This window comes from Bradyrhizobium sp. CB82, assembly GCF_029714405.1.
Taxonomy (GTDB): domain Bacteria; phylum Pseudomonadota; class Alphaproteobacteria; order Rhizobiales; family Xanthobacteraceae; genus Bradyrhizobium.
In genome coordinates, this window is the sequence record NZ_CP121650.1 from 9101931 (window position 1) to 9123994 (window position 22064).

General features: G+C 65.1%; 20 protein-coding genes and 4 pseudogenes. 16 read left to right on the plus strand and 8 right to left on the minus strand.

Features of this window, described 5'->3' with window-relative positions; genetic code table 11:
- Positions 1-115 precede the first annotated feature (115 nt).
- On the minus strand, positions 116-2956 hold the full coding sequence (secA, locus tag QA640_RS43055; RefSeq protein ID WP_283038655.1) for a preprotein translocase subunit SecA: 2841 nt from the start codon (positions 2954-2956) through the stop codon (positions 116-118).
- Positions 2957-3310: 354 nt separating this feature from the next.
- Here secA and QA640_RS43060 point away from each other — a divergent pair, with 354 nt between their 5' ends.
- The 3 genes from QA640_RS43060 (at position 3311) to QA640_RS43070 (ending at position 5975) form a co-directional block, all read left to right on the plus strand.
- Complete coding sequence (locus QA640_RS43060) at positions 3311-4216, plus strand: peptidylprolyl isomerase (protein WP_283038656.1); 906 nt, start codon at positions 3311-3313, stop codon at positions 4214-4216.
- A 98-nt stretch (positions 4217-4314) separates the two neighbouring features.
- A complete protein-coding gene (gene argJ / locus QA640_RS43065; protein ID WP_283038657.1) occupies positions 4315-5556 on the plus strand; it encodes a bifunctional glutamate N-acetyltransferase/amino-acid acetyltransferase ArgJ in 1242 nt (413 codons plus the stop codon).
- Between the two features lie 8 nt (positions 5557-5564).
- Positions 5565-5975, plus strand: a complete 411-nt coding sequence (locus QA640_RS43070) for a (deoxy)nucleoside triphosphate pyrophosphohydrolase (RefSeq protein ID WP_283038658.1) — start codon at positions 5565-5567, stop codon at positions 5973-5975.
- A 115-nt stretch (positions 5976-6090) separates the two neighbouring features.
- On the opposite strand, the gene QA640_RS43075 is transcribed toward QA640_RS43070, so the two are convergent.
- A complete protein-coding gene (locus QA640_RS43075; protein WP_283043060.1) occupies positions 6091-6939 on the minus strand; it encodes a methyltransferase domain-containing protein in 849 nt (282 codons plus the stop codon).
- 197 nt (positions 6940-7136) lie between these two features.
- On the opposite strand from QA640_RS43075, the gene QA640_RS43080 reads away from it, so the two are divergent.
- Genes QA640_RS43080 through QA640_RS43095 form a run of 4 tightly spaced genes read left to right on the plus strand, consistent with a single transcriptional unit; the run spans position 7137 to position 9620 of the window.
- The gene (locus QA640_RS43080) at positions 7137-7946 is read left to right on the plus strand and encodes a ComF family protein (protein ID WP_283038659.1); all 810 of its coding nucleotides are present in this window, start codon (positions 7137-7139) and stop codon (positions 7944-7946) included.
- Between the two features lie 35 nt (positions 7947-7981).
- Complete coding sequence (gene grxC, locus QA640_RS43085; RefSeq protein WP_283038660.1) at positions 7982-8257, plus strand: glutaredoxin 3; 276 nt, start codon at positions 7982-7984, stop codon at positions 8255-8257.
- Positions 8254-9144, plus strand: coding sequence for a carbon-nitrogen hydrolase family protein (locus QA640_RS43090; protein WP_283038661.1), 891 nt, complete (start codon positions 8254-8256; stop codon positions 9142-9144). Before grxC ends, QA640_RS43090 begins: the two co-directional genes overlap by 4 nt.
- The gene (locus QA640_RS43095) at positions 9141-9620 is read left to right on the plus strand and encodes a DUF1178 family protein (protein WP_283038662.1); all 480 of its coding nucleotides are present in this window, start codon (positions 9141-9143) and stop codon (positions 9618-9620) included. The genes QA640_RS43090 and QA640_RS43095 overlap by 4 nt, the downstream gene beginning before the upstream one ends.
- 129 nt (positions 9621-9749) lie before the next feature.
- Here the strand turns inward: QA640_RS43095 and QA640_RS43100 are convergent, their stop codons facing one another.
- From QA640_RS43100 to QA640_RS43110, 3 genes are all read right to left on the minus strand, one after another.
- Positions 9750-10649: an EamA family transporter gene (locus QA640_RS43100; protein WP_283038663.1), complete on the minus strand. Its 900-nt coding sequence runs from the start codon at positions 10647-10649 to the stop codon at positions 9750-9752.
- A 135-nt stretch (positions 10650-10784) separates the two neighbouring features.
- Positions 10785-11558 (minus strand): bifunctional 2-polyprenyl-6-hydroxyphenol methylase/3-demethylubiquinol 3-O-methyltransferase UbiG, encoded by a 774-nt coding sequence (ubiG, locus tag QA640_RS43105; RefSeq protein ID WP_283038664.1) that lies wholly within the window; start codon positions 11556-11558, stop codon positions 10785-10787.
- A gap of 14 nt (positions 11559-11572) precedes the next feature.
- On the minus strand, positions 11573-12040 hold the full coding sequence (locus QA640_RS43110) for a PH domain-containing protein (RefSeq protein ID WP_283043061.1): 468 nt from the start codon (positions 12038-12040) through the stop codon (positions 11573-11575).
- 148 nt (positions 12041-12188) lie between these two features.
- Here QA640_RS43110 and QA640_RS43115 point away from each other — a divergent pair, with 148 nt between their 5' ends.
- The 3 genes from QA640_RS43115 (at position 12189) to prfA (ending at position 17144) form a co-directional block, all read left to right on the plus strand.
- On the plus strand, positions 12189-13445 hold the full coding sequence (locus QA640_RS43115) for an aspartate kinase (RefSeq protein WP_283038665.1): 1257 nt from the start codon (positions 12189-12191) through the stop codon (positions 13443-13445).
- A 287-nt stretch (positions 13446-13732) separates the two neighbouring features.
- Complete coding sequence (gene ptsP / locus QA640_RS43120; RefSeq protein ID WP_283038666.1) at positions 13733-16000, plus strand: phosphoenolpyruvate--protein phosphotransferase; 2268 nt, start codon at positions 13733-13735, stop codon at positions 15998-16000.
- A 58-nt stretch (positions 16001-16058) separates the two neighbouring features.
- Positions 16059-17144: a peptide chain release factor 1 gene (prfA, locus tag QA640_RS43125; RefSeq protein ID WP_283038667.1), complete on the plus strand. Its 1086-nt coding sequence runs from the start codon at positions 16059-16061 to the stop codon at positions 17142-17144.
- Between the two features lie 13 nt (positions 17145-17157).
- Here prfA and QA640_RS43130 read toward each other — a convergent pair whose 3' ends face one another.
- Positions 17158-17643, minus strand: coding sequence for a MarR family transcriptional regulator (locus QA640_RS43130; RefSeq protein ID WP_283038668.1), 486 nt, complete (start codon positions 17641-17643; stop codon positions 17158-17160).
- A gap of 378 nt (positions 17644-18021) precedes the next feature.
- Here QA640_RS43130 and QA640_RS43135 point away from each other — a divergent pair, with 378 nt between their 5' ends.
- The 4 genes and pseudogenes from QA640_RS43135 to QA640_RS43150 all read left to right on the plus strand — a co-directional run.
- The gene (locus QA640_RS43135; RefSeq protein ID WP_283038669.1) at positions 18022-18183 is read left to right on the plus strand and encodes a hypothetical protein; all 162 of its coding nucleotides are present in this window, start codon (positions 18022-18024) and stop codon (positions 18181-18183) included.
- A pseudogene (locus QA640_RS43140) lies at positions 18179-18411 on the plus strand (branched-chain amino acid ABC transporter substrate-binding protein); the annotation flags it as partial. The gene QA640_RS43135 and the pseudogene QA640_RS43140, both read left to right, overlap by 5 nt.
- 106 nt (positions 18412-18517) lie before the next feature.
- Positions 18518-18769 (plus strand): annotated as a pseudogene (locus tag QA640_RS43145) (branched-chain amino acid ABC transporter permease); the annotation flags it as partial.
- A pseudogene (locus QA640_RS43150) lies at positions 18727-18855 on the plus strand (ATP-binding cassette domain-containing protein); the annotation flags it as partial. The pseudogenes QA640_RS43145 and QA640_RS43150, both read left to right, overlap by 43 nt.
- Here QA640_RS43150 and QA640_RS43155 read toward each other — a convergent pair.
- Positions 18855-18941, minus strand: a pseudogene (locus QA640_RS43155) (HIT family protein); the annotation flags it as partial. The pseudogenes QA640_RS43150 and QA640_RS43155 overlap by 1 nt on opposite strands.
- Before the next feature lie 147 nt (positions 18942-19088).
- On the opposite strand from QA640_RS43155, the gene prmC reads away from it, so the two are divergent.
- On the plus strand, positions 19089-19925 hold the full coding sequence (gene prmC, locus QA640_RS43160; protein WP_283038670.1) for a peptide chain release factor N(5)-glutamine methyltransferase: 837 nt from the start codon (positions 19089-19091) through the stop codon (positions 19923-19925).
- A 500-nt stretch (positions 19926-20425) separates the two neighbouring features.
- Positions 20426-21181 carry a DUF4167 domain-containing protein gene (locus QA640_RS43165; RefSeq protein ID WP_283038671.1) on the plus strand — a complete coding sequence of 252 codons (756 nt, stop codon included), beginning with the start codon at positions 20426-20428 and terminating at the stop codon, positions 21179-21181.
- A gap of 67 nt (positions 21182-21248) precedes the next feature.
- Here QA640_RS43165 and QA640_RS43170 read toward each other — a convergent pair whose 3' ends face one another.
- On the minus strand, positions 21249-21992 hold the full coding sequence (locus QA640_RS43170) for a methyltransferase domain-containing protein (protein ID WP_283038672.1): 744 nt from the start codon (positions 21990-21992) through the stop codon (positions 21249-21251).
- Positions 21993-22064: the final 72 nt, after the last annotated feature.

Sequence of the window (22064 nt, forward strand, 5' to 3'; positions counted from 1 at the left end):
TTCCAGAGACAGCGCGAAGATCCGGAGAGGCCGCGGCGTGCTGGGTCGCCCGGTCAAGCCGGGCGACGGCAGCGGAGGCTGAGGCGCGAGCTTCGCGTCTCAGACGTACCGCACCTCACGCATATCGGCCGTGACAGTGCTTGTACTTCTTGCCGCTGCCACAGGGGCAATCCTCGTTGCGGCCGACCTTGCCCCAGCTTGCCGGGTTCTTCGGATCGCGCTGCGCGGCGTTGGCCTGCGGCGCCAGCGTCACGTTGGCGAAGGCCATCTCGTCCTCGCCGGTATCAGGGTTGAGCTTGTGCGCTTCCATCGCAGGCATCATAGGCGCTTCCTGCTCCGGCGGGACGATCTCGACGCGCATGAGCTGCGCGGTGACGGCCTCGCGCAGATGCGCGCTCATCTCCTGGAAGAGGTTGAAGGCCTCGGTCTTGTACTCCTGCAACGGATCGCGCTGGCCATAACCGCGCAGGCCAATCACCTGGCGCAGATGGTCAAGCATGATGAGGTGCTCGCGCCAGAGATGATCGAGCGTCTGGAGCAGAATGGTCTTCTCGACGTAACGCATCACGTCGGGACCCCACTGCGCGACCTTCGCTGCCATGTGCTCGTCGGCGCGGGTCTCGATGCGGGTGAGCAGCTCCTCGTCGGCGATGCCCTCTTCCTTGGCCCAATCGTCGACCGGCAAATCGAGATCGAGCACGCGCTTCAGCTCTTCCTTCAGGCCGGCAACATCCCACTGCTCGGCATAGGCATGCTCGGGCACGTGCTTGGCGACGAGGTCCTCGATGAAAGCGTGGCGCATGTCGGCGATGGTCTCGGCGACGTTCTCGTCCCTCATCAGGTCGACGCGCTGGTCGAAGATCACCTTGCGCTGGTCGTTCTGGACGTTGTCGAACTTGAGGAGATTCTTGCGGATGTCGAAGTTGCGCGCCTCGACCTTCTGCTGCGCCTTCTCCAGCGCCTTGTTGATCCAGGGATGGATGATGGCCTCGCCCTCTTTCAGGCCGAGCCGCTGCAGCATGCTGTCGAGACGATCCGAGCCGAAGATGCGCATCAAATCGTCTTCCAGCGACAGGAAGAACTTTGAACGACCGGGGTCGCCCTGGCGGCCGGAGCGGCCTCGAAGCTGGTTGTCGATGCGGCGGGACTCGTGACGCTCGGAGCCGATGATGTAGAGGCCACCGGGCTTGTTCACGGTCTTGGCAGGCTTCGAACCCTTCGCCGGCTCGATTTCGACGGTCTCTTCGGCCTTCAGCACGATGTCGCGGAAATGCTCGATGTCGGCCTTGATCTGCTCGATCTTCCTGGCCTTCTCGGCCTCGTCCTCGATCCCTGCGGTCTCCTGCTGGATACGCATCTCCAGGGAGCCGCCGAGCTTGATGTCGGTACCGCGGCCGGCCATGTTGGTCGCGATCGTGATCGCGCCGGGAACGCCGGCTTCCGCAACGATATAGGCTTCCTGCTCGTGGAAACGCGCGTTCAAGACCGCGAACAGTTTTGCGGGCTTGCCGGCGCGGGCGGCAGCGTAGAGCTTCTCCAGCGCGCTCTCCTTGCCGAAATCGATCTGCTTGTAACCGTTCTGCTTCAAGAATTCGGCCAGCACTTCCGACTTCTCGATGGACGCCGTGCCGACCAGCACCGGCTGGAGGCGCGCATTGGCGCGCTCGATCTCGGCGAGAATGGCGACGTATTTTTCCTTCTGGGTACGGTAGACCTCGTCGTCTTCGTCCAGACGCGCGACCGGCAGGTTGGTCGGAATCTCGACGACCTCGAGCTTGTAGATGTCGAACAATTCGTCGGCTTCGGTCGCCGCCGTGCCGGTCATGCCCGCCAGCTTCTCGTACATGCGGAAGTAGTTCTGGAAGGTGATCGAGGCGAGCGTCTGGTTCTCGGGCTGAACCGCGACGTGCTCCTTGGCCTCGAGCGCCTGGTGCAGGCCCTCCGAATAGCGCCGGCCCGGCATCATGCGTCCGGTGAACTCGTCGATGATCACGACCTCGCCGTCGCGGACGATGTAGTCCTTGTCGCGGGTGAACAGCGTGTGGGCGCGCAGCGCCTGGTTGACGTGATGCACGACGGAGACGTTCTCGACGTCGTAGAGCGACTCGCCCTTGAGCTGGCCGGCGTCGCGCAGCAGCGTCTCCAGCTTCTCCATGCCGCCTTCGGTCAAGGTCACCGTACGCTGCTTCTCATCGACCTCGTAATCGGTGACCTTCTCCAGCTTCGGCATGAAGGTGTCGATGGTGTTGTAGAAGTCCGACCGGTCGTCGAGCGGGCCGGAGATGATCAGCGGCGTGCGCGCCTCGTCGATCAGGATCGAATCGACCTCGTCGACGATCGCGTAGTAGTGCGGCCGCTGGACCATGTCCTCGAGCCGGTACTTCATGTTGTCGCGCAGATAGTCGAAGCCGTATTCGTTGTTGGTGCCGTAGGTGATGTCGCAGGCGTAGGCGGCCTTGCGCTCGGTATCGTCGAGCCCGTGCACGATCACGCCGGTGGTCATGCCGAGGAAACCGTAGATCTGGCCCATCCAGCTGGAGTCGCGGCGGGCGAGGTAGTCGTTGACGGTAACGACGTGGACGCCCTTGCCGGCGAGCGCGTTGAGGTAGACAGCGAGCGTTGCGACCAGCGTCTTGCCTTCGCCGGTCTTCATCTCGGCGATGTCGCCCTCGTGCAGCACGATGCCGCCGATGAGCTGGACGTCGAAATGGCGCTGGCCGAGCGTGCGCTTGGCCGCCTCGCGCACCGTGGCGAAGGCCGGTACCAGGATGTCGTCCAGCGTCTTGCCGCTTGCGAGCTGCTGCTTGAATTCGGCGGTGCGAGCCTTGAGGGCTTCGTCGGAGAGTTTTGAAAGTTCCGGCTCGAGTGCGTTGATCGCGTTGACGCGGGCCTGGTAACCCTTGATCCGCCGGTCGTTGGCGGAGCCGAAAAACTTGCGGGCGAGCGCGCCGATCATACCGATTTCCTTGCCAAATTCCTGTGTTCGCGATTACCGCGTTGCAGCCAAGAGGTTGTCACCAACTTGCCTATCAACTCACCGTGACGCCTCGCGGCCAAGGCCCCGTTCCGGGGTCATCCGCCATATGGGTGGGAATTGAGCAAATCTGGGTTCAACGGCCAAAAACGCAGCAAAATAAACGCTATCGCCATGGACGCGACCGGCCAGAGATATGGCCCACCCTCAGCCTTGTCAACGGCGGCCGGCTTTCCGCCAATTCATCATTTTGACAGGTTTTTCGCGTTGCCAAGGCACCCCGATTGGGCGAGTGTCCGCCCCGCCCAAATACCCCCTTCAGAATAAGGATTTTCCATGACCACCTCGTTTCCGGTAACGAAAACCGGCCTGCGCTTCGGCCTTGCCACCGCCCTTGCGGGCTGCCTCGCATTGGCGCTGATCGCAGGTCCCGGCCGGGCCGCCGACGACCCGGTCCTGGCCAAGGTGAACGGCGCGGAGATCAAGAAGAGCGACGTTGCGCTCGCCGAGGAGGAACTGGGGCCGAGCCTGGCGCAGATGGACCCGGCGACCAAGGACGAGAACGTGCTGGCCTTCCTGATCGACATGAAGATCGTCGCCAAGGCGGCCGAGGACAAGAAGATCGCCGACGGCGACGAGTTCAAGAAGCGCCTGGCGTTCGCCCGCAACCGGCTTCTGATGGACAGCCTGCTCGCCCAGGAAGGCAAGGCTGCGAACACCGACGACGCCATGAAGAAGGTCTATGAGGAGGCCTCCAAGCAGATCACCGGCGAGCAGGAGGTGCGCGCCCGCCACATCCTGGTCGAAACCGAGGACGAGGCCAAGGCGGTGAAGGCCGAGCTCGACAAGGGCGCCGATTTCGCCGAGCTCGCCAAGAAGAAGTCCAAGGATCCGGGCTCCGCCGACGGCGGCGATCTCGGCTTCTTCACCAAGGAGCAGATGGTGCCGGAATTCTCGGCCGTCGCCTTTGCGCTGGAGCCCGGCAAGATCTCCGACCCCGTGAAGTCGCAGTTCGGCTGGCACATCATCAAGGTCGAGGAAAAGCGCAGCCGCAAGGCGCCGGATTTCGACCAGGTCAAGGCCCAGATCGAGAACTACGTCACCCGCAAGGCCCAGGCCGACTACGTCGCCAAGCTGCGCGCGGAAGCCAAGGTCGAGCGGCTGGACCAGCCGGCGGCTGATGCGGCCAAGCCCGCCGACAAGCCGGCCGACAACAAGATGGCGCCCCCGGCGAAGAAGTAAGAATTCGCTGTCACTTCGCGGACGCCAATAGTATCTAACGTCGCAATGGCCGGGCTCGTCCCGGCCATCTGCTTATCCAGATCCATCAAGGCCCCGCGATGTCCTCCTCCGTCTCCCCGCTCGCCCCGAAACACGTTCCCGACATGCCCGCCATCGCGGGCGTCCGTCTCGCGACGGCGGAGGCCGGCATCCGCTACAAGAACCGCACCGACGTGTTGCTCGCGATCATGGACAAGGGTACCGCGGTCGCCGGCGTCTTCACCAAGTCGAAATGCCCGTCTGCGCCGGTGGAATGGTGCCGGGCCAAGCTCAAAGGCGGCAAAGCGCGCGCCCTCGTCGTCAACTCCGGCAACGCCAACGCCTTTACCGGCAAGACCGGACGGGCGTCGACCGCGCTGACCGCGAAGATCGCGGCCAAGGCCGTCGGCTGCAGCGAAAGCGAGATTTTCCTGGCCTCGACCGGTGTGATCGGCGAGCCGCTGGATGCGACCAAGTTCGACGGCGTGCTCGCGCGCCTCGCCGAGAGCGCCGCGCCCGCCGACTGGCCGGGCGCCGCCAAGGCGATCATGACCACCGACACCTTCCCGAAGGTCGCGACCGCGACCGTGAAGCTCGGCAAGGCCAAGGTCACGATCAACGGCATGGCCAAGGGCGCCGGCATGATCGCACCCGACATGGCGACGATGCTGTCTTTCATCTTCACCGACGCGCCGATTGCGCCCGCCGCGCTGCAAGCGCTGCTCAAGAGCGGCGTCGAGGACACGTTCAACGCGGTGACGATCGACGGCGACACCTCGACCTCGGACACGTTGCTGGCCTTTGCCACCGGCGCGGCCGCCGAGCACGGCGCGCCCAAAATCAGCCGCGCCAGCGATCCGCGCCTGAAGGCCTTCACCAAGGCTTTTCATCAGGTGCTCGCCAACCTCGCCGAGCAGGTGGCCCGCGACGGCGAAGGCGCGCGCAAGCTGGTCGAGATCACCGTGGAAGGCGCCAAGACCAAGGCTTCGGCGCGCAAGATCGCGATGTCGATCGCGAACTCGCCGCTGGTGAAGACTGCGATCGCCGGCGAGGACGCCAATTGGGGCCGCGTGGTCATGGCGGTGGGCAAGGCCGGCGAGCCCGCCGATCGCGACAAGCTATCGATCTCCTTCAACGGAATCCGTGTTGCGAAAAGCGGCGCGCGCGATCCGTCTTACGACGAGGCACAGGTGTCGGAGGCGATGAAGGCGCCGGAGATCGCTATCAAGGTCGCGCTCGGCCTCGGCAAGGGCCGCGACCGCGTGCTGACCTGCGACCTCACCAAGGAATACGTGGCGATCAACGGCGACTATCGGTCATAAGTTCAGGCATGGCCGAACTCAAACTGACATTGGTGGTGGCCTGCGCTCTCGTTGACGCCGACAAGCGCGTCCTGATCGCGCAGCGCCCCGAGGGCAAAACGCTCGCCGGCCTCTGGGAGTTTCCCGGCGGCAAGCTCGAGCCCGGCGAGCGGCCGGAGCAGAGCCTCATCCGCGAGTTGCACGAGGAGCTCGGCATCACCGTCAGCGAGCCGTGCCTGGCACCACTGACCTTCGCGAGCCACGCCTACGAGACGTTCCACCTGTTGATGCCGCTCTACATCTGCCGCCGTTGGGAAGGCACCGTGACGGCACGCGAAGGCCAGACCCTCGCCTGGGTCCGCGCCAACAAGCTGCGCGACTATCCGATGCCGCCGGCGGACATTCCGCTGATCCCGCATTTGATCGATTTGCTGATGTGACCCAGGAGAACACCTCATCCTGATGAGACCGCGAAGCGGTCGTCTCGAAGGATGGGCCACATAGGGGCCTGCATGGTTCAAGACGGCGCTGACGCGCCTCCTCACCATGAGGGTCTTACGTCTTCCCCGCCTTCTTCACCGCCTCCGCAAGGCTCACCTTGGCCGAGCCGGGCTTGAGCGGCTGCTGCTGGCTCGCATGCGGCGCCCAGCCGGAGAGCCAGATGATGTCGAAAGTCGCACGGATGCGGCCGTCCGGATCGGCAAAGCGCTCCGCATAGATCTCGGCCATCCGCAGCATGGTCGCGCGCCGCGTCGGCGTGCGCCGCCGCTCGATCAGCACGTTGGCTGCGCCCATACGGCGCAGATCCTGCATCAGGGCAAAGGCGTGGTCGTAGCGCACCACGATGCGATCGACATCGGTGACCGGCAGCGCAAAGCCCGCCCGCTGCAACAGCGCGCCGATGTCGCGCAGATCGGCGAACGGTGCGACGCGCGGCGACACGCCGCCCTCGCATTCGGCCTCGGCCGTGGCAAAGGCCTGGCGCAGCTCGGTCAGGCTGTCGCCGCCGATCATCGCGGCGAGCAGGAGACCATCCGGCTTCAACGCACGACGGATTTGCGCGAACACGCCCGGCAAATCGTTGACAAATTGCAGGGCCAGCGCGGACACCACGAGATCGTGGCTTTCCGGCGCCAGCGGCAGCTTCTCCTGGCCCGCCGCATCGAGCTCGATCCGTCGCACGTTGCCGAAGCGCGGGCGCAGCGCCGACAGCCCCTCGCCAGGGGTCCAGAGATCCGCCACGGCGCTAAATTCGCGCATCACCGCGGCCAGCCGATCGGCCATGTCCTCGTCGACGCGGTCGAGCAGGAAGCTGACGGGCCCCTGCACGCGCGCACGCCGCTGCCGCATGTGCAGCAGCGCGCGATTGAACAGGGCGGGCGGGATTTGCGGATTTTGCGCCATGCCGCTGGTTACGCCGATCTCGAGGGCTCTGGCAATCTCCTCTCTCGTGTCGCGGACGCGGTGCGGCACGAAGTGACGCGCCGCAGCGCCATAGCGCGTCGAAGACGCGCGTACACGCGGCTTGTGGCGCCGCACTGCGTCCGGGGCACGAGATTGAGCAACTTGAGTGGATTGTCGCGTAGCGCTAGCCTTGCCAGATGAAAGCCGAAACCGTCCCGTCCCGTTCCATCTCCACCCATTGGCGTGGGACGCTCTCGGCTGGCCAGCGTATGCTGTCGCGCGCGGCGAAGCTCGCGCTCGACATTGCGCTGCCGACCTTGTGTGTGTCCTGCCGCGAGCCGGTCGATGGCGAGGGCGTGTGTGCGGCCTGCTGGGCGAAGCTGTCGTTCATCGCCCCACCCTATTGCCCGCGGCTCGGAATCCCCTTCGTCTACGATCCCGGCCCCGAGATGCTGTCGATGGAGGCGATCGCGAGCCCGCCCGCCTATCATCGGGCGCGCGCCGCGGTACGCTACGACGACGTCGCGAGCACGCTGGTGCATTCGCTGAAGTACCAGGACCGCACCGATCTTGCGCCGGCCATGGGCCGCTGGATGGCGCGCGCGGGGCGCGAGTTGCTCGGCGAGGCAGACATGCTGATCCCGGTGCCCCTGCATTGGCGGCGGGCCTGGCGCCGCCGCTACAACCAGTCGGGCGCGCTGGCCCGCGTGATCGAGCGGCAGGCTGGAGTCAGGCTGAGAGGCGACGTGTTGCGCCGGGTCCGCGCCACCGAGCAGCAGATCGGGCTGTCGCGCGCCCAGCGCGCCACCAATGTGCAGGGCGCATTCCAGGTATCTGCCGACCACCAAGCCGAGGTGCAGGGCCGACGCATTGTCCTCATTGATGACGTCTTGACCTCCGGCGCGACACTGGATGCCTGTGCCCGGGCCTTGCTCCGCGCCAAGGCCGCGCGGGTCGACGCACTGGTCTTTGCCCGGGTTGTGGAGACCGGGTCACGTCCCATATAATTCAATCAATTCATGAAACGAGAGCGCCATCCGACATGACTGCTGCTGTCGAAATCTACACCCGGCCGGGCTGCGGCTATTGTTCCGCGGCCAGGTCGCTGTTGACCCGGAAGAAAGCCGCCTTCACCGAGTTCGACATCGCCAAGAACCCGTCATGGCGCCAGGAGATGTACGACCGCGCCGGCTCGGGCTCGACGTTCCCGCAGATCTGGATCGGCGAGAAGCATGTCGGCGGCTGCGACGAGCTCTATTCGCTCGATCGCGAAGGCAAGCTCGATGCACTGCTCGAAAGCGTCAAGGCCGTCTCATGAGCCAGTATCAAGCTCAAGATCGAACTTTCACCGCCGCCATGGTGCAGATGCGCACCGGCCTTCTGCCTGAACCGAGTTTCGAGCAGGCGAGCAAGCTGATTCGAAAGGCGGCGGAAAACGGCGCGGACTATGTGCAGACTCCCGAAGTCAGCAACATGATGCAGCTGAACCGCAAGGCGCTGTTCGAGCACCTCGCCAGCGAAGAGGACGACAAATCGCTGAAAGCCTATCGCGCGCTCGCCGCAGAGTTGAAGATCCATCTGCATGTCGGCTCGCTGGCGCTGCGCTATTCGCCGGAGAAGGCGGTCAACCGCTCCTTCCTGATCGGGCCCGACGGCAATCTGCTGGCGAGCTACGACAAGATCCACATGTTCGACATCGAGCTGCCGGACGGCGAGAGCTATCGCGAATCCGCCAACTACCAGCCGGGCGAGACGGCGGTGATCTCCGACCTTCCCTGGGGCCGCGTCGGGCTCACGATCTGCTACGACGTGCGCTTCCCCGCGCTGTATCGCGCGCTCGCCGAAGCCGGCGCGTCGTTCATCACCGTGCCTTCCGCCTTCACCCGCAAGACCGGCGAGGCGCATTGGCACGTGCTGCTGCGCTCGCGCGCGATCGAGACCGGCTGCTTCGTGTTTGCCGCGGCGCAGGCCGGCCTGCACGAGAACAAGCGCGAGACTTTTGGTCACTCGCTCATCATCGATCCCTGGGGCGAGATCCTCGCCGAGGGCGATGTCGAGCCCGGCATCATCATGGCCAAGATCGATCCGGCCAAGGTCGAGACGGCGCGCCGGGCGATTCCGTCGCTGCAACACGGCCGCCGCTTCGGCGTCGCTGATCCGAAGGCCGGCCCTGATCATCTGCATCTGGTACGGGGATCGGCATGATCCGCTATGCGCTCCGCTGCGAGCAGAACCACGCGTTCGAAAGCTGGTTCCAGAGTTCGTCGGCTTACGATCAGCAGGTCAAGCGCAAGCTCGTGACCTGCCCGATCTGCGGCTCCGCCAAAGTCGACAAGGCGATCATGGCGCCGCGCGTCGTCGGCAAGAAGGGGCGCGAGCGCGCCGCGCCCGAGCCAACCACGCCACCGGCCACGACAGAGGCCGCGCAGCAGACACCGACGTCGCTGATGTTGGCGCAGGAGCGCGAGCTGCGCGCCAAGCTGAAGGAACTCCGCGATCACATCGTGAAGCATGCCGACAATGTCGGCGAGCGCTTCCCGAATGAAGCCCGCGCCATGCATTATGGCGACAAGGAGCACCGCCCGATCTACGGCGAGGCCTCGCCCGACGAGGCCAAGGCGCTGATCGACGAAGGCATCGAGGTGTCGCCGCTGCCGGTGTTGCCGGAAGACCGGAACTAAAGCATGATCCGGAAAAGTGTGACGCGGTATTCCCTCGCGACAAACGCGGAACGCGTTTGCGCGGAGATCATGCGCAAACAAGAACCTGAAGCGCGATGACGTTTCGTCCTAACCTCATCGCGCTTTAGTTTAGGCGCCCACCAGCACCGCGACGCCGATCACGATCAGCACGATTCCTGCGAGCTCCCGCGGCGAGGCCGGCTGCTTGAACGAGTAATAGGCCACCCCCTGCGCGAACAGCACCTCGATCAGCGCGAGCGTGCGAACATTGGCGGCGGCCGTCAGCGCGAACGACAGGAACCAGAACTGCGAGGCGAAGGCGCCCATGAAGCCGGCGAGCAGCGACGGCTTCCAGAGACCGAGGATCGCCTGCAAGATCTTTGGTGCGCGCCAGAGCAGGTAGACCGTCAGGATCAGAGTCTGCACGAACAGGCCGAGCACCAGCGTGAACGAGGACGCCGTCACGAAGGAGACGCCGGGCACCGTGATGATGGCGCCGCGGAAGCCGACGGCTGACAGCGCAAACGCAGCCGCCGCGACGAGGCCGATGATGGTCGGCTTCAATTCGGCAAAGCTCTTCTCGCCACCCGGCCTGAGCGCTGTGATGACGACGCCGACGGTCGCGATCACGATCGCCAGCACCTTGAGCAAGGTCAGGTGATCGCCAAGGAAGACGAAGCCGAAGATCGCGGTCTGGATTGCTTCGGTCTTCAGGTAAGCCGTCGTCACCACGAAGGAACGGTCGTTCATGGCCAGCAGCATCAATCCGGTGGCGACGATCTGGCTGAGCGCGCCGAGCAGCAGCCACGGCCAGAACACGGATGACGGCACGCTGAGATGATCGCCGGAAACGACCAGCACAAGGGCTAAGAACAGCACCGAGAACGGGAAACCGAACAGGAAGCGGATGTTGGTCGCGCCCCAGGTTCCCAGCGGCTTCGTGAGCGACCGCTGCATCGCATTGCGCGCCACCTGCCCGAGCGCAGCAATGACGGTGAAGGGAATCCAGAGGCTGGTGACGGTGAGCATGGGCGGAAGCGGTGATGCGGGGAAGATTGCGGCCAAGTTGCAAGCTGCGACCCGCCCGGTCAACCGCAGGGATGTCATGGGAGCGATGCTCGCGTCACAAACTCCGCCGTCATCCTGGACAAGCGAAGCGCCCCCTCACACCATCCCTTCCGCCACGACCATGTAGTTCACATCCATATCGGAGGAGAGGCTCCATCTGTCGGCGAAGGGTGAGTAGACGACGCCGGTCTGCTCGGTGATGACGAGGCGGTTGTCGAGCAGATATTTGGCGAGCTCGTCGGGGGTGACGAACTTGTTCCACTCATGGGTGCCGCGCGGCAACCAGCGCAGTACGTATTCAGCGCCGACGATGGCGAGCGCAAAGCTCTTCCAGTTGCGGTTCAACGTCGAGACCACCATCAGCCCGTTCGGCTTCAGCATCGCGGCGCAGCGGCTCAGGAAGACGCTGACGTCGGTGACGTGCTCCACCACCTCCATCGCCAGCACGATGTCGAAGCGCTCGCGCGGATCGACCTCCTCGACCGTGGTGCAGCGGTAGTCGATCGACAGATGCCCCCGGCCGGCATGCAGCTTTGCGGCCGCGATGTTGCTCGCCGACGGATCGATGCCGATGACCTGCGCCCCGAGCCGCGACAGCGGCTCGCAGAGCAGGCCCGCGCCACAGCCGATGTCGAGCACGCGCAGGCCTCCGAGGCAGTTGAGGCTGCGCACGTTGCGTTCGAACTTGCGGCAGGCGGCGTCGCGGATATAGCCGAGCCGCAGCGGATTGATCTTGTGCAGCGGGGCCATCTTGCCGTTGGGGTCCCACCACTCGGCGGAGAGTTTCGAGAACTTGGCGACCTCGCCGGCGTCGACGGTCGAGGCCTGGCTAACAATCGTGGCGGCGGAACTATTCTGCTGCATGCTCATGGAAACGCGCCGTCCTACCGCACGGTGATCGAATTGCGGAAGGCGAGTGGAGACGAGATGGTTTCGATCTTCTCGACCCCCTCGCCCACGCCGCGGATCGTCACATCGCCGTAGTTCAAGATGCGGCCCAGTATGCTCTGGTCGACATCGACACTCTCGACCTTGTCGAGGCTCATTTCAAAGGTCTTTCGGGTGATGAACCCGGTCTTATGCACAACCCTGAAATTGGTCACGTCGGTCTCGGTGGTGAAACGGTGGAACCAGCCCTTGATCGTCCAATAGAGGGCACCCAGCGCCACCAGGGCGGAAGCCGTGAGGCATAGCAACACGAGGCCCTCGCTGGTCGTCTGCCGGGACATCAGAAGCAGGACCAAGGCCACGATCCAGCCCACAATCGCCGGGAAATAGAAGATCCAGTGCGCATTGGTCGAATACAGCACCTTCTCGCCGGGCTGCAGGATCTCGTCGATATAACGCGCCATAACCTCGATTAACCCATTCCCCGCCCCGGCGGGTCCGTCAGGAACCGACTTGCCCCCGGCCTCGCCGCTCTGTATACGCGCGGGTCGGTGGCCGCCCGTCCAGCGCGGGCCACCATACTGATCCTCAAGAGGGAATGCACGCGTCGTCATGAGCCGCCTCGTGATGAAATTCGGCGGCACGTCCGTCGCCAATATCGAACGTATCCGCAACGTCGCACGCCATGTGAAGCGCGAGGTCGACGCCGGGCATGAGGTTGCCGTGGTGGTCTCGGCGATGTCCGGCAAGACCAACGAGCTGGTCGCCTGGTGCACCGAAGCCTCCCCCATGCACGATGCGCGCGAATACGACGCTGTGGTCGCCTCCGGCGAGCAGGTGACGTCGGGCTTGCTGGCCATCGTGCTCCAGAGCTTGGGCATCCAGGCCCGCTCCTGGCAGGGCTGGCAGATCCCGATCAAGACCAGCGACGCCCATGCCTCGGCCCGCATCGAGGACATCGACGGCAACGAGATCATCAACCGCTTCAAGGAGCGGAAAGAGGTCGCGGTCATCGCCGGCTTCCAGGGCATCAATCCCGAGACCGGCCGAATCACCACGCTCGGCCGCGGCGGCTCCGACACGTCGGCGGTCGCCATCGCCGCCGCCGTCAAGGCGGATCGCTGCGACATCTACACGGATGTCGATGGCGTCTACACCACCGACCCGCGCATCGTGCCGAAGGCGCGCCGGCTCGACAAGATCGCGTTCGAGGACATGCTGGAACTGGCGTCCCAGGGCGCCAAGGTGCTCCAGGTCCGCTCGGTGGAACTCGGCATGGTCCATAACATGCCGATCTTCGTCCGTTCGAGCTTCGACAAGCCCGAGGACGTCGACCCGCATGCCAACCAGCCGCCCGGCACGCTGATCTGCAGCGAGGAGGAGATCATGGAAAACCACGTCGTCACCGGCATCGCCTTCTCCAAGGACGAGGCCCAGATCTCGGTGCGTCAGATCGAGGACAAGCCGGGTGTCGCCGCCTCGATCTTCGGGCCGCTCGCGGACGCCAACATCAACGTCGACATGATCGTGCAGAACGTCTCCGAGGACGGCAAGACCACCGACCTGACCTTCACGGTGCCCGCGGCCGACTACGCCCGCGCCAGGGAGACGATCACCGCCGCCAAGGGCAAGATCGGCTATGCGCGACTCGACAGCGCCACCGACGTTGCAAAAATCTCCGTGATCGGCAGCGGCATGCGCAGCCATGCGGGCGTTGCCGCCCAGGCGTTTGCCGCGCTCGCGGCGCGGAATATCAACATCCGCGCCATCACAACCTCCGAGATCAAATTCTCGGTTTTGATCGACACCGCCTATACCGAGCTCGCGGTGCGGACCCTGCACACGCTCTACGGTCTCGATCAGGTTTAGACGAATTTTCTGTTAGCGGCCGCAGCAAACGCGAAGGTGTACACACCTTCGCGTTTGGCAGGCGTTTTGCTTGGCAAAACAAGCCTCAATTCGCTATACGGCGAACAGGGTGGGCTGCCGCAGACTGTGCCCCAGTCCAGGCGGTGCTGACTCGGCACAAGCGCCAAGTCGAGGAAGATTTGGGCTTGCGTCGACGCCGGACGAGCAAATTTGTTGTTTTTCTGGAGTTTTGGGCCAGCCGCCGGCTATCCCCGCCGGGCCAGGCAGATGGAGGAGATTGACGGCACATGCGGAGCGCGTCGGGAGGTCCCCGCGTCTTGTTGAGACGGCTCCGCGAAACCATGGCGGAGCAGGTCTCGGCCCAGGAGCGGCTGGACAAGATCGTGGTGCTGATCGCCGCCAACATGGTGGCCGAGGTCTGCTCGGTCTATGTGCTGCGTGTCGACAACACTCTCGAGCTCTACGCCACCGAAGGCCTCAACCGCGAGGCGGTGCACCATACCGTGCTGAGCGCCCATGAGGGCCTGGTCGGCCTGGTCGCCAGCGAGGCCACCCCGCTCAACCTCAGCGACGCCCAGAGCCACCCCGCCTTCTCGTTCCGTCCCGAGACCGGCGAAGAGATTTATCACTCCTTCCTCGGCGTGCCGATCCTGCGTGCCGGCAACACGCTCGGCGTGCTGGTGGTGCAGAACCGCGCCAAGCGCACCTATGTCGAGGAGGAACTGGAGGCGCTGCAGACCACCGCCATGGTGCTGGCGGAACTTATCGCCTCCGGTGAACTGTCGGCGCTGGCCCAGCCCGGCCTCGAGCCGGCAGCGCGCCACTCCATGCAGAAGGTCGGCGCCATCCTGTCCGAAGGCATCGCGCTCGGCCACGTCGTGCTGCACGAGCCGCGCGTCGTCATCAAGGATTACATCGCCGAGGATCTGCCGAAGGAGATCAAGCGGCTCGACACCGCGCTCGCCAAGCTGCGCTCCGACCTCGACCGCATGCTGGAGCGCGGCGATGTCGCCGAGGGCGGCGAGCACCGCGACGTGCTCGAAGCCTACCGCATGTTCGCCAACGACCAGGGCTGGTCGCACAAGCTGCACGAGGCGGTGGCGACGGGCCTCACCGCGGAGGCCGCCGTCGAGCGCGTCCAGTCCGACACCCGCGCGCGCATGCTGCGCTCCACCGATCCCTATTTGCGCGACCGGCTGCACGATCTCGAAGACCTCGGCTATCGGTTGATGCGGCATCTCGTCGGCCAGGATCACGCGCCTTCGCGCGAGCAATTGCCCGACAATGCCATCGTCATCGCGCGCGCGATGGGGCCGGCGGCGCTGCTCGACTACGACCGCAAGCGGCTGCGCGGCATCGTGCTGGAGGAAGGCACCGCCAACTCGCATGTCTCGATCGTGGCGCGTGCGCTGGGCATCCCCGCGGTCGGCGAGGTGCCGAACGCGCCGGGTATCGCCGATCCCGGCGACGCCATCATCGTCGACGGCACCTCCGGCTCGATCTATGTGCGGCCCTCGCAGGAGATCGAGGCGGCCTATGCGGAGCGCGTGCGTTTCCGCGCCCGCCGCCAGGCGCAGTATCTGGCCCTGCGCGACCGGCCCTGCATCACCAAGGACGGCGAGGCGGTCGAACTGATGATCAACGCGGGTCTTGCGATCGACCTGCCGCATATCGACGACACCGGCAGCGCCGGCATCGGCCTGTTCCGCACCGAGCTGCAATTCATGGTCGGCCAGAGCCTGCCGCGCACCAGCGACCAGCTCGCGCTCTACCGCACCGTGCTCGATGCGGCCGGCACCAAGCCCGTCACCTTCCGCACCCTCGACATCGGCGGCGACAAGGCGCTGCCCTATATGGAGGCGGTGATCGAGGAGAATCCGGCGCTCGGCTGGCGCGCGATCCGGCTCGGCCTCGATCGCCCCGGCCTGCTGCGCGGCCAGATCCGCGCGCTCTTGCGCGCCGGCGGTGGCCGGGCGCTGCGCGTGATGTTCCCGATGGTATCCGAGGTTGCCGAATTCGATTCGGCGAAGGCGCTGGTCGAGCGCGAGCTGACATATTTGCGCCAGCACGGCCATACGCTGCCGGAGCGCATCGACATCGGCACCATGGTCGAGGTGCCGGCGCTGCTCTACCAGCTCGACGAGCTCCTGAAGAAGGTCGACTTCATCTCGGTCGGCTCCAACGATTTGTTCCAGTTCCTGTTCGCCGTCGATCGCGGCAATGCCAAGGTCTCGGAGCGTTTCGACACCATGTCGGCACCGAACCTGCGCGTGCTGCGCGAGATCGTGCGCAAATCCAAGGCCGCGCAGAAGTCCGTCTCGCTGTGCGGCGAGATGGCGTCCAAGCCGATCGGCGCGCTGGCGCTGATCGCGATGGGCTACCGCTCGCTGTCACTGTCGGCGAGCGCGCTCGGGCCGGTGAAGGCGATGGTCCTCGACCTCGATGCCAAGAAGGCCGGCGCGATGATTGATCCGCTGCTGGACGCGCCGGCCGGCACCGTCTCGATCCGGCAGAAGCTGACGCAATTTGCCGAGGCCGAAGGGCTGTCGTTGTAGCGGGCTGGTCCGAAAGCCGCCCCCCGCCTCGCCCCTTTTTGCACCTGAGACCTGATCGATGTCGTCACTCCCCGAAGCCAAATTGGACGTCCTTCTTGCACATCACGCCTCTCTCGAGGCCGAGTCGCTCGGCCAGCTCTCCTCCGAGCGCTATGTGCAGGTCACGCGTGAGCTCGCCGAGATCAACCCACTGATCGACGCGGTGAAGACCTATCGGTCCGCGGTGAAGGAGCTCGCCGACACCGAGGCGCTGATCGCCGATCCCGCGACCGATGCCGAGATGCGCGCGATGGCGGAGGCCGAGCGCGATGAGCTTTCGCTCAGAATCGAGGATCTCCTGCAGAAGATCCGCGTCGCCCTCCTGCCCAAGGACGCCATGGACGACCGCAACGTGGTGCTGGAAATCCGCGCCGGCACCGGCGGCGACGAGGCCTCGCTGTTCGCCGGCGACCTGTTCCGGATGTACGAGCGTTTTGCCGCTCTGCAGGGCTGGAAGGTCGAGGTGATCTCGGCGAGCGAAGGCACTGTGGGCGGCTACAAGGAGATCATCGCCGAGGTGCGGGGCCGCGGCGCATTCTCCAAGTTGAAGTTCGAATCCGGCGTGCACCGCGTGCAGCGCGTGCCCGACACCGAAACCCAGGGGCGCATCCATACCTCGGCCGCGACCGTCGCCGTGCTGCCGGAGGTCGAGGACGTCGACGTCGACATCAAGAACGAGGATCTGCGCATCGAGACCATGCGCGCGCAGGGCGCGGGCGGCCAGCACGTCAACAAGACGGAATCGGCGATCCGCATCACCCACATTCCGACCGGCATCGTCGTGATGATGCAGGACAGCCGCTCGCAGCACAAGAATCGGGCGTCCGCGATGAACATCCTGCGCTCGCGCATCTATGATGCCGAGCGTCAGCGCGTCGAAGCGGCGCGCTCGGCCGACCGCAAGGAGAAGGTCGGCTCCGGCGACCGCAGCGAGCGCATCCGCACCTACAACTTTCCGCAAGGGCGCGTCACCGACCACCGCATCAATCTGACGCTCTACAAGCTGCCGCAGGTGATCGCCGGCGAAGCGCTGGGCGAGCTGATCGACGCGCTGACCACGGAGCACCAGGCCGCCCAGCTCGCGGCGCAGGGTGCTGCGGCCTGACCGACGACGCCGGTCAGGACTCGCGCGCGCTTCGAAACGACCTCAACAGACGGCTCAAGGCCGGGCTCGCGGCGTGGCGAAGCTCTTCGAGATTCTTTCTCGAGAGCGCCTGGAGCTTCCGCTCGCCCTTTTTTGTGAGCTTGAGATGGACGCGCCGGGCATCTTCGGGGTCGGCCACCCGGCTGATCAGCCCTTGCTTCGCCATGCGGTTCATCAGCTCGACCGCGGAGTGGTGCCGGATCAGGAGAAATCGCGCGACATCGCCCACAGTTGCGGGCCCCGGACGGACAAAGCCCTTGATGCCGAGCAGCGCCTGATGCTGCTGCGGCGTCAATCCCTGGCGTTCCGCGGCGGCCTCGCTGAAGGCGAGGAAGCTGCGCATCTGGTAGCGGAATTGCGCGAGCGCTGCGTAGTCGGAATCGCGCATGGCGCGGCCGGTCGAACGCTGCGCGGGCGCGGCCCGCCTAGAACGCCCTGTCTTCCCCTTGGACTGCCCCATGCCGTGCCTGCTGCTTCGCCATCGCCCGGCAACGCGGGCAAAACGAAGGCTAGCAAGGAAGGCCGCCCGCAACCAAGCGGCCGCCGCGGCGGATGCACAGCTATCGGCCTGTCGATCTGCCGATTCGCGCCTATTCGACGTTGGAGAAATTCGAGAGACAGGATCTTCACCAGGATGATCTGCAACGCGATCGGGATGCGCACGCTTCTCCGCCTGATCGACCGCTGCAACGCGCCAGCAATCTCGGCGCTGGTGAGCGCCGGAGGAGGCATTGGCGATCAGCCGCGCCCACATCTCCGACAGTGATCCGCCGGGCCGGATCGTCGGCTTGATCGTGACGCCGCAGCCCTGCGCCCAGGCGATGATCTCGCGTGTCGTGTGCGGTCCGCAATTGCGCGCGGCCGCAAGACGCTCGGCGCCAGCAGCAGCTCGCGTGACGGCGACCAGCTTCCCTTCGGCGGCTGCTCGCCCGCGAGCTCCTTGAGCACGTTCTGGGCGCGCGCGCTGAGCGTCTTCATCGGACCAGGCGCCGGTGCCTGACGTCATCAAGGCCTATGAGAAGGGCGAGACCATCCCCTCCTTCGTCGGCGATGTCCACTACCGCGCCGATGATCATCAGTGCGTCCGTCCTGTCATCATCGTCAAGGGCAAGATGGAAAAGGACATGAAGAACAAGGAGGACTATTGCGAAGTCGTCGAGATCGTCCCAGTGACGAATTGATGCAGAAGCCGGATGCGTTCGGCTGCCATCTCGGCGAATACACATGAACCCGAGTTGACCCCCTGTGACGCCGCAGGCAGTTGCCACTGCCTGCGGCGTCAGCCTTTTGCGGATCGGCGAATCGTTCCCCGAGATTCGGAAGCAAACGCATTCATGATCAGTTGGCCCAATCTCATCTCCCAGCTCTTCAACGGACTCGCGCTCGGCGCGCTACTCGCGCTGATCAGCTCCGGCCTGACCATCATCTACGGCACGCTCGGCGTCTTGAACCTCGCGCATGGGGCGATGTTCATGATCGGCGGCTACGCCGGCTTCGTCGCCTTTCAGTACACTCACTCGTTCATCATTGTGGTGATCGCGGGATCGCTATTCGTGATGCTGCTCGGCGTCGTGATGGAGCGGGTGAGCGGCATGAGGTTGTCGCGCTGCTCGGTCGCAACAGCGCCGGCAAGAGCACGACGTTGAAGAGCCTGATGGGCATGGTGACGCCGACACGGTCGTTCTCGTAGACCTTGAGACAGGGAATTTCGCTGCGCAAAACCTTTGCGAAGACATTCTGATCGTCATAGGTCGTCATGGCTGTCACCGTGCATTTTCGGCGATCAAACGCGACCGCTTCCGTTGACGCAAGCAGGGCCATCGTCCTATCCACGTTGCGAGGCAGGATGGTCCAGCGGTGGCAGATTTCGTCCCCGGAAGCAGCATCGAGAGCACGCGGCGTGTTTTGGCGGCGCGGCTGAGATCGGCCGCCATCGGCGAAGCCGAAATCGAGGCGCGTCTGCTCGTCGGAGCCGTGCTGGGCCTCGATCTGACCGGGCTGATCACGCAGGCGGGCCGGCCCCTCACCGCGGCGGAAAGCTCGCAGCTCGAACGATACGCCCAGCGGCGCCTCGTGGGCGAACCGGTCGCGCGCATTCTCGGATCCAAGGAATTTTGGGGCCTCCCCTTTCAGCTCTCGGACGCAACGCTGGTGCCGCGGCCCGACACCGAGACGGTCGTCGCGCTGGCGCTGGAGATTTTTCGCGACGATCCCGCCTCTGGGAGGCCGCCGCGGATCGCGGATATCGGCGTGGGTTCGGGCGCGATCCTGCTTGCGCTGTTGCATGAGATTCCGGATGCGTTCGGGGTCGGCACCGATGTCAGCCTGACCGCACTCGGCACCGCGAAGAGTAACGCCGCAGCGCTCGGCCTCGCCCACCGTTCCGCCTTCATCGCCTGCTACTACGCGGCCGCGCTCGCGGGTCCGTTCGACCTGATCGTGTCGAACCCGCCCTACATTCCCTCCGGCGACATCGCGAATTTGAGCGTCGAGGTCCGGGACTACGATCCGCGCCTTGCGCTCGACGGCGGCAATGACGGCTTCGACGCCTACCGCGCCCTGATCCCGCAGGCGGCCCAGCTTTTGGCCCCCGGTGGCGCCCTGGTGGTTGAGGCCGGACAAGGTCAGGCACGCGGCATTGAAACCTTGATGGCGGCTGCGGCGTTAGAGGTGGAGAGGCCGCCCAAGGCTGATCTGGCGGGCGTCTTGAGGGCCGTGTCGGCCCGAAAAATGCCCCCATAAAAGCCCGATTGGGTTGCAAAAACCTCTTGGAATATCCCGTGGGAACGACTACGTTCCGGTCAAACATCGGTGCCGGCCCCGTAGACCTACGGGCGAAAGCCGGGCTCTCAAGGCGAGAGCTGCACTGGATTGAAGGTTCCAAGCCGCAGGTCCTGTTAAGCGCGATGGCCCGTCCGTGGAGCTGCGCCGCTTCCCGACCGCAAAGTGAACGAAAGCCTGATATTGCGCTTGAAAATTTACGCAAGAAACCAGGGCTTGTTTCGGCAGGCAGAATGAATGGTTCGCCGGCGATGGTCGCTGGCGGGTGGGGAACGCGTCTTTGTTGAACGCGAAGGTCAACGACATCGGCAGGGACCTTGGTCGGGACTTGAGCCCGGGACGTGGGCAGGGATTCGAGTTGCGCGCGGCGCGTGTGCCAACCCTGCGCCGCAGCAATTTAGGTCACTCTCAACAGCAGTAACGCGTACAAACCTTTCAGGGGCTGGAATTAAAGGCAGGACATGAGAAACGGTCAAAACAAGCAGCGGATGCGTAACCGGAACAACAACAACAACAATAACCGGCGCGGCCAGAATCCGATGACCCGGGTTTACGAGTCCAACGGACCCGACATCAAGATCCGCGGCACCGCCTCGCACATCGCCGAGAAATATCTCCAGCTCGCGCGTGACGCGCGCTCCTCCGGCGACCCCGTCGCGGCTGAGAACTACTACCAGCACGCCGAGCATTATTTCCGCCTGATTGCCGCAGCCCAGGAGCAATTCCGCCAGAACCAGCAGCAGCCGCGCGGCGGTGAAGAAGTCGTCGTCGTCAGCGACGACAGTGATGACGATGGCGAGACCTTCTCCAATTTCGGCCAGGAGCCCGGCTTCGTCCCGCAGCCCCAGCAGCAGCCGTATGTGCGCGACCGCGACCATCAGCGTGACCATCACCGTGGCGAGGGCCAGCCCTATCAACGCGACCAGCAGCAGCCGCGCGAGCATCGCGATCGCGACCACCGTCCGCAGCCGCAATATCAACCCCAGCCGCAACCGCAGAACCAACCGCAGCCGGTCATTGCGGACGCCGGCAGCGTCGATCGCCTGCCCTCCTTCATCACCGGTGCACAGCCGCAGGCCAATGGCGGCCAGGGCGGCTTCGAAGGCGGCGGCGGCGGTGAGCGCTATCCGCGGCGGCGTCGCCGGCCACACGGCCCGCGCCCCGACCGCGAGGCAGCGCCGGCCGCCTCGAGCGATGATCTCGCGCCCGGCGAGTAAGCCTTAAGGCCCCCACTTCGATTTATCCGACACGAAAAACGCCCCGCCCGTCCGGGGCGTTTTGCCGTCAGCTCCGCGTCACCGTCGTCGAGGACGGCACCAGCACGGGCTTGAGCGAGGGGATCAGCCGCGCGCGTTCGCGTTTCGCCGGGATCACGCGGTAGACCTGCTTGGTCGCTTCCACGATGTGCACGCCCGCAAACGGCAGCGACAGCGCGGCACCCGCGCGCTCCCACATCAGCGCCGACTTCAACAGCCAGCCGCCGGCATAGGGCGGCATGAACAGCGCCTCGCCCCAGGCGGTCGGCGTGAACCAGGTCTGGCGCAACAGGTCGGTGATCTGCGCCCGCGAATACGGCCGGCCATGGCCGAACGGCGTGTTCTCGGTGCGGGTCCACACCCCGCGCCGGTTCGGGATCACCGCAATGACGCGGCCCGACGGCGCCAGCACCCGCCAGACCTCACGCAGCAGCGCCGCCGGGTCGTCAGAGATCTCGAGCGCATGGACCAAGAGGATGCGGTCGACCGCGGCATCCGGCAACGGCAGCGAGAGCTCATCGACCAGCGAGGCCAGCGCGGGCCGGCCCGTCGGCCATTTCAGCACGCCCTGGGCTGCAGGCATGAAGGCAATGCAGCGCTCCGCGTCCTCACGGAACAGGCCGAGATAGGGGGTGGGATAGCCGATGCCGAGCACCCGCTGCCCCTCGGCACCCGGCCAGCGTTCCTTGATCCCGCGATTGATCAATTGGCGCGCCACGATCCCGAGGCGACGCGAGTAGAAGTCACGCAGATCAATGACATCGATGCTCATGACCGCAATGTAACATGCGCCCGGCAACCTGCGCGCGCCGAATATTGCATTGCCTGCGCAACGTTAACGCCA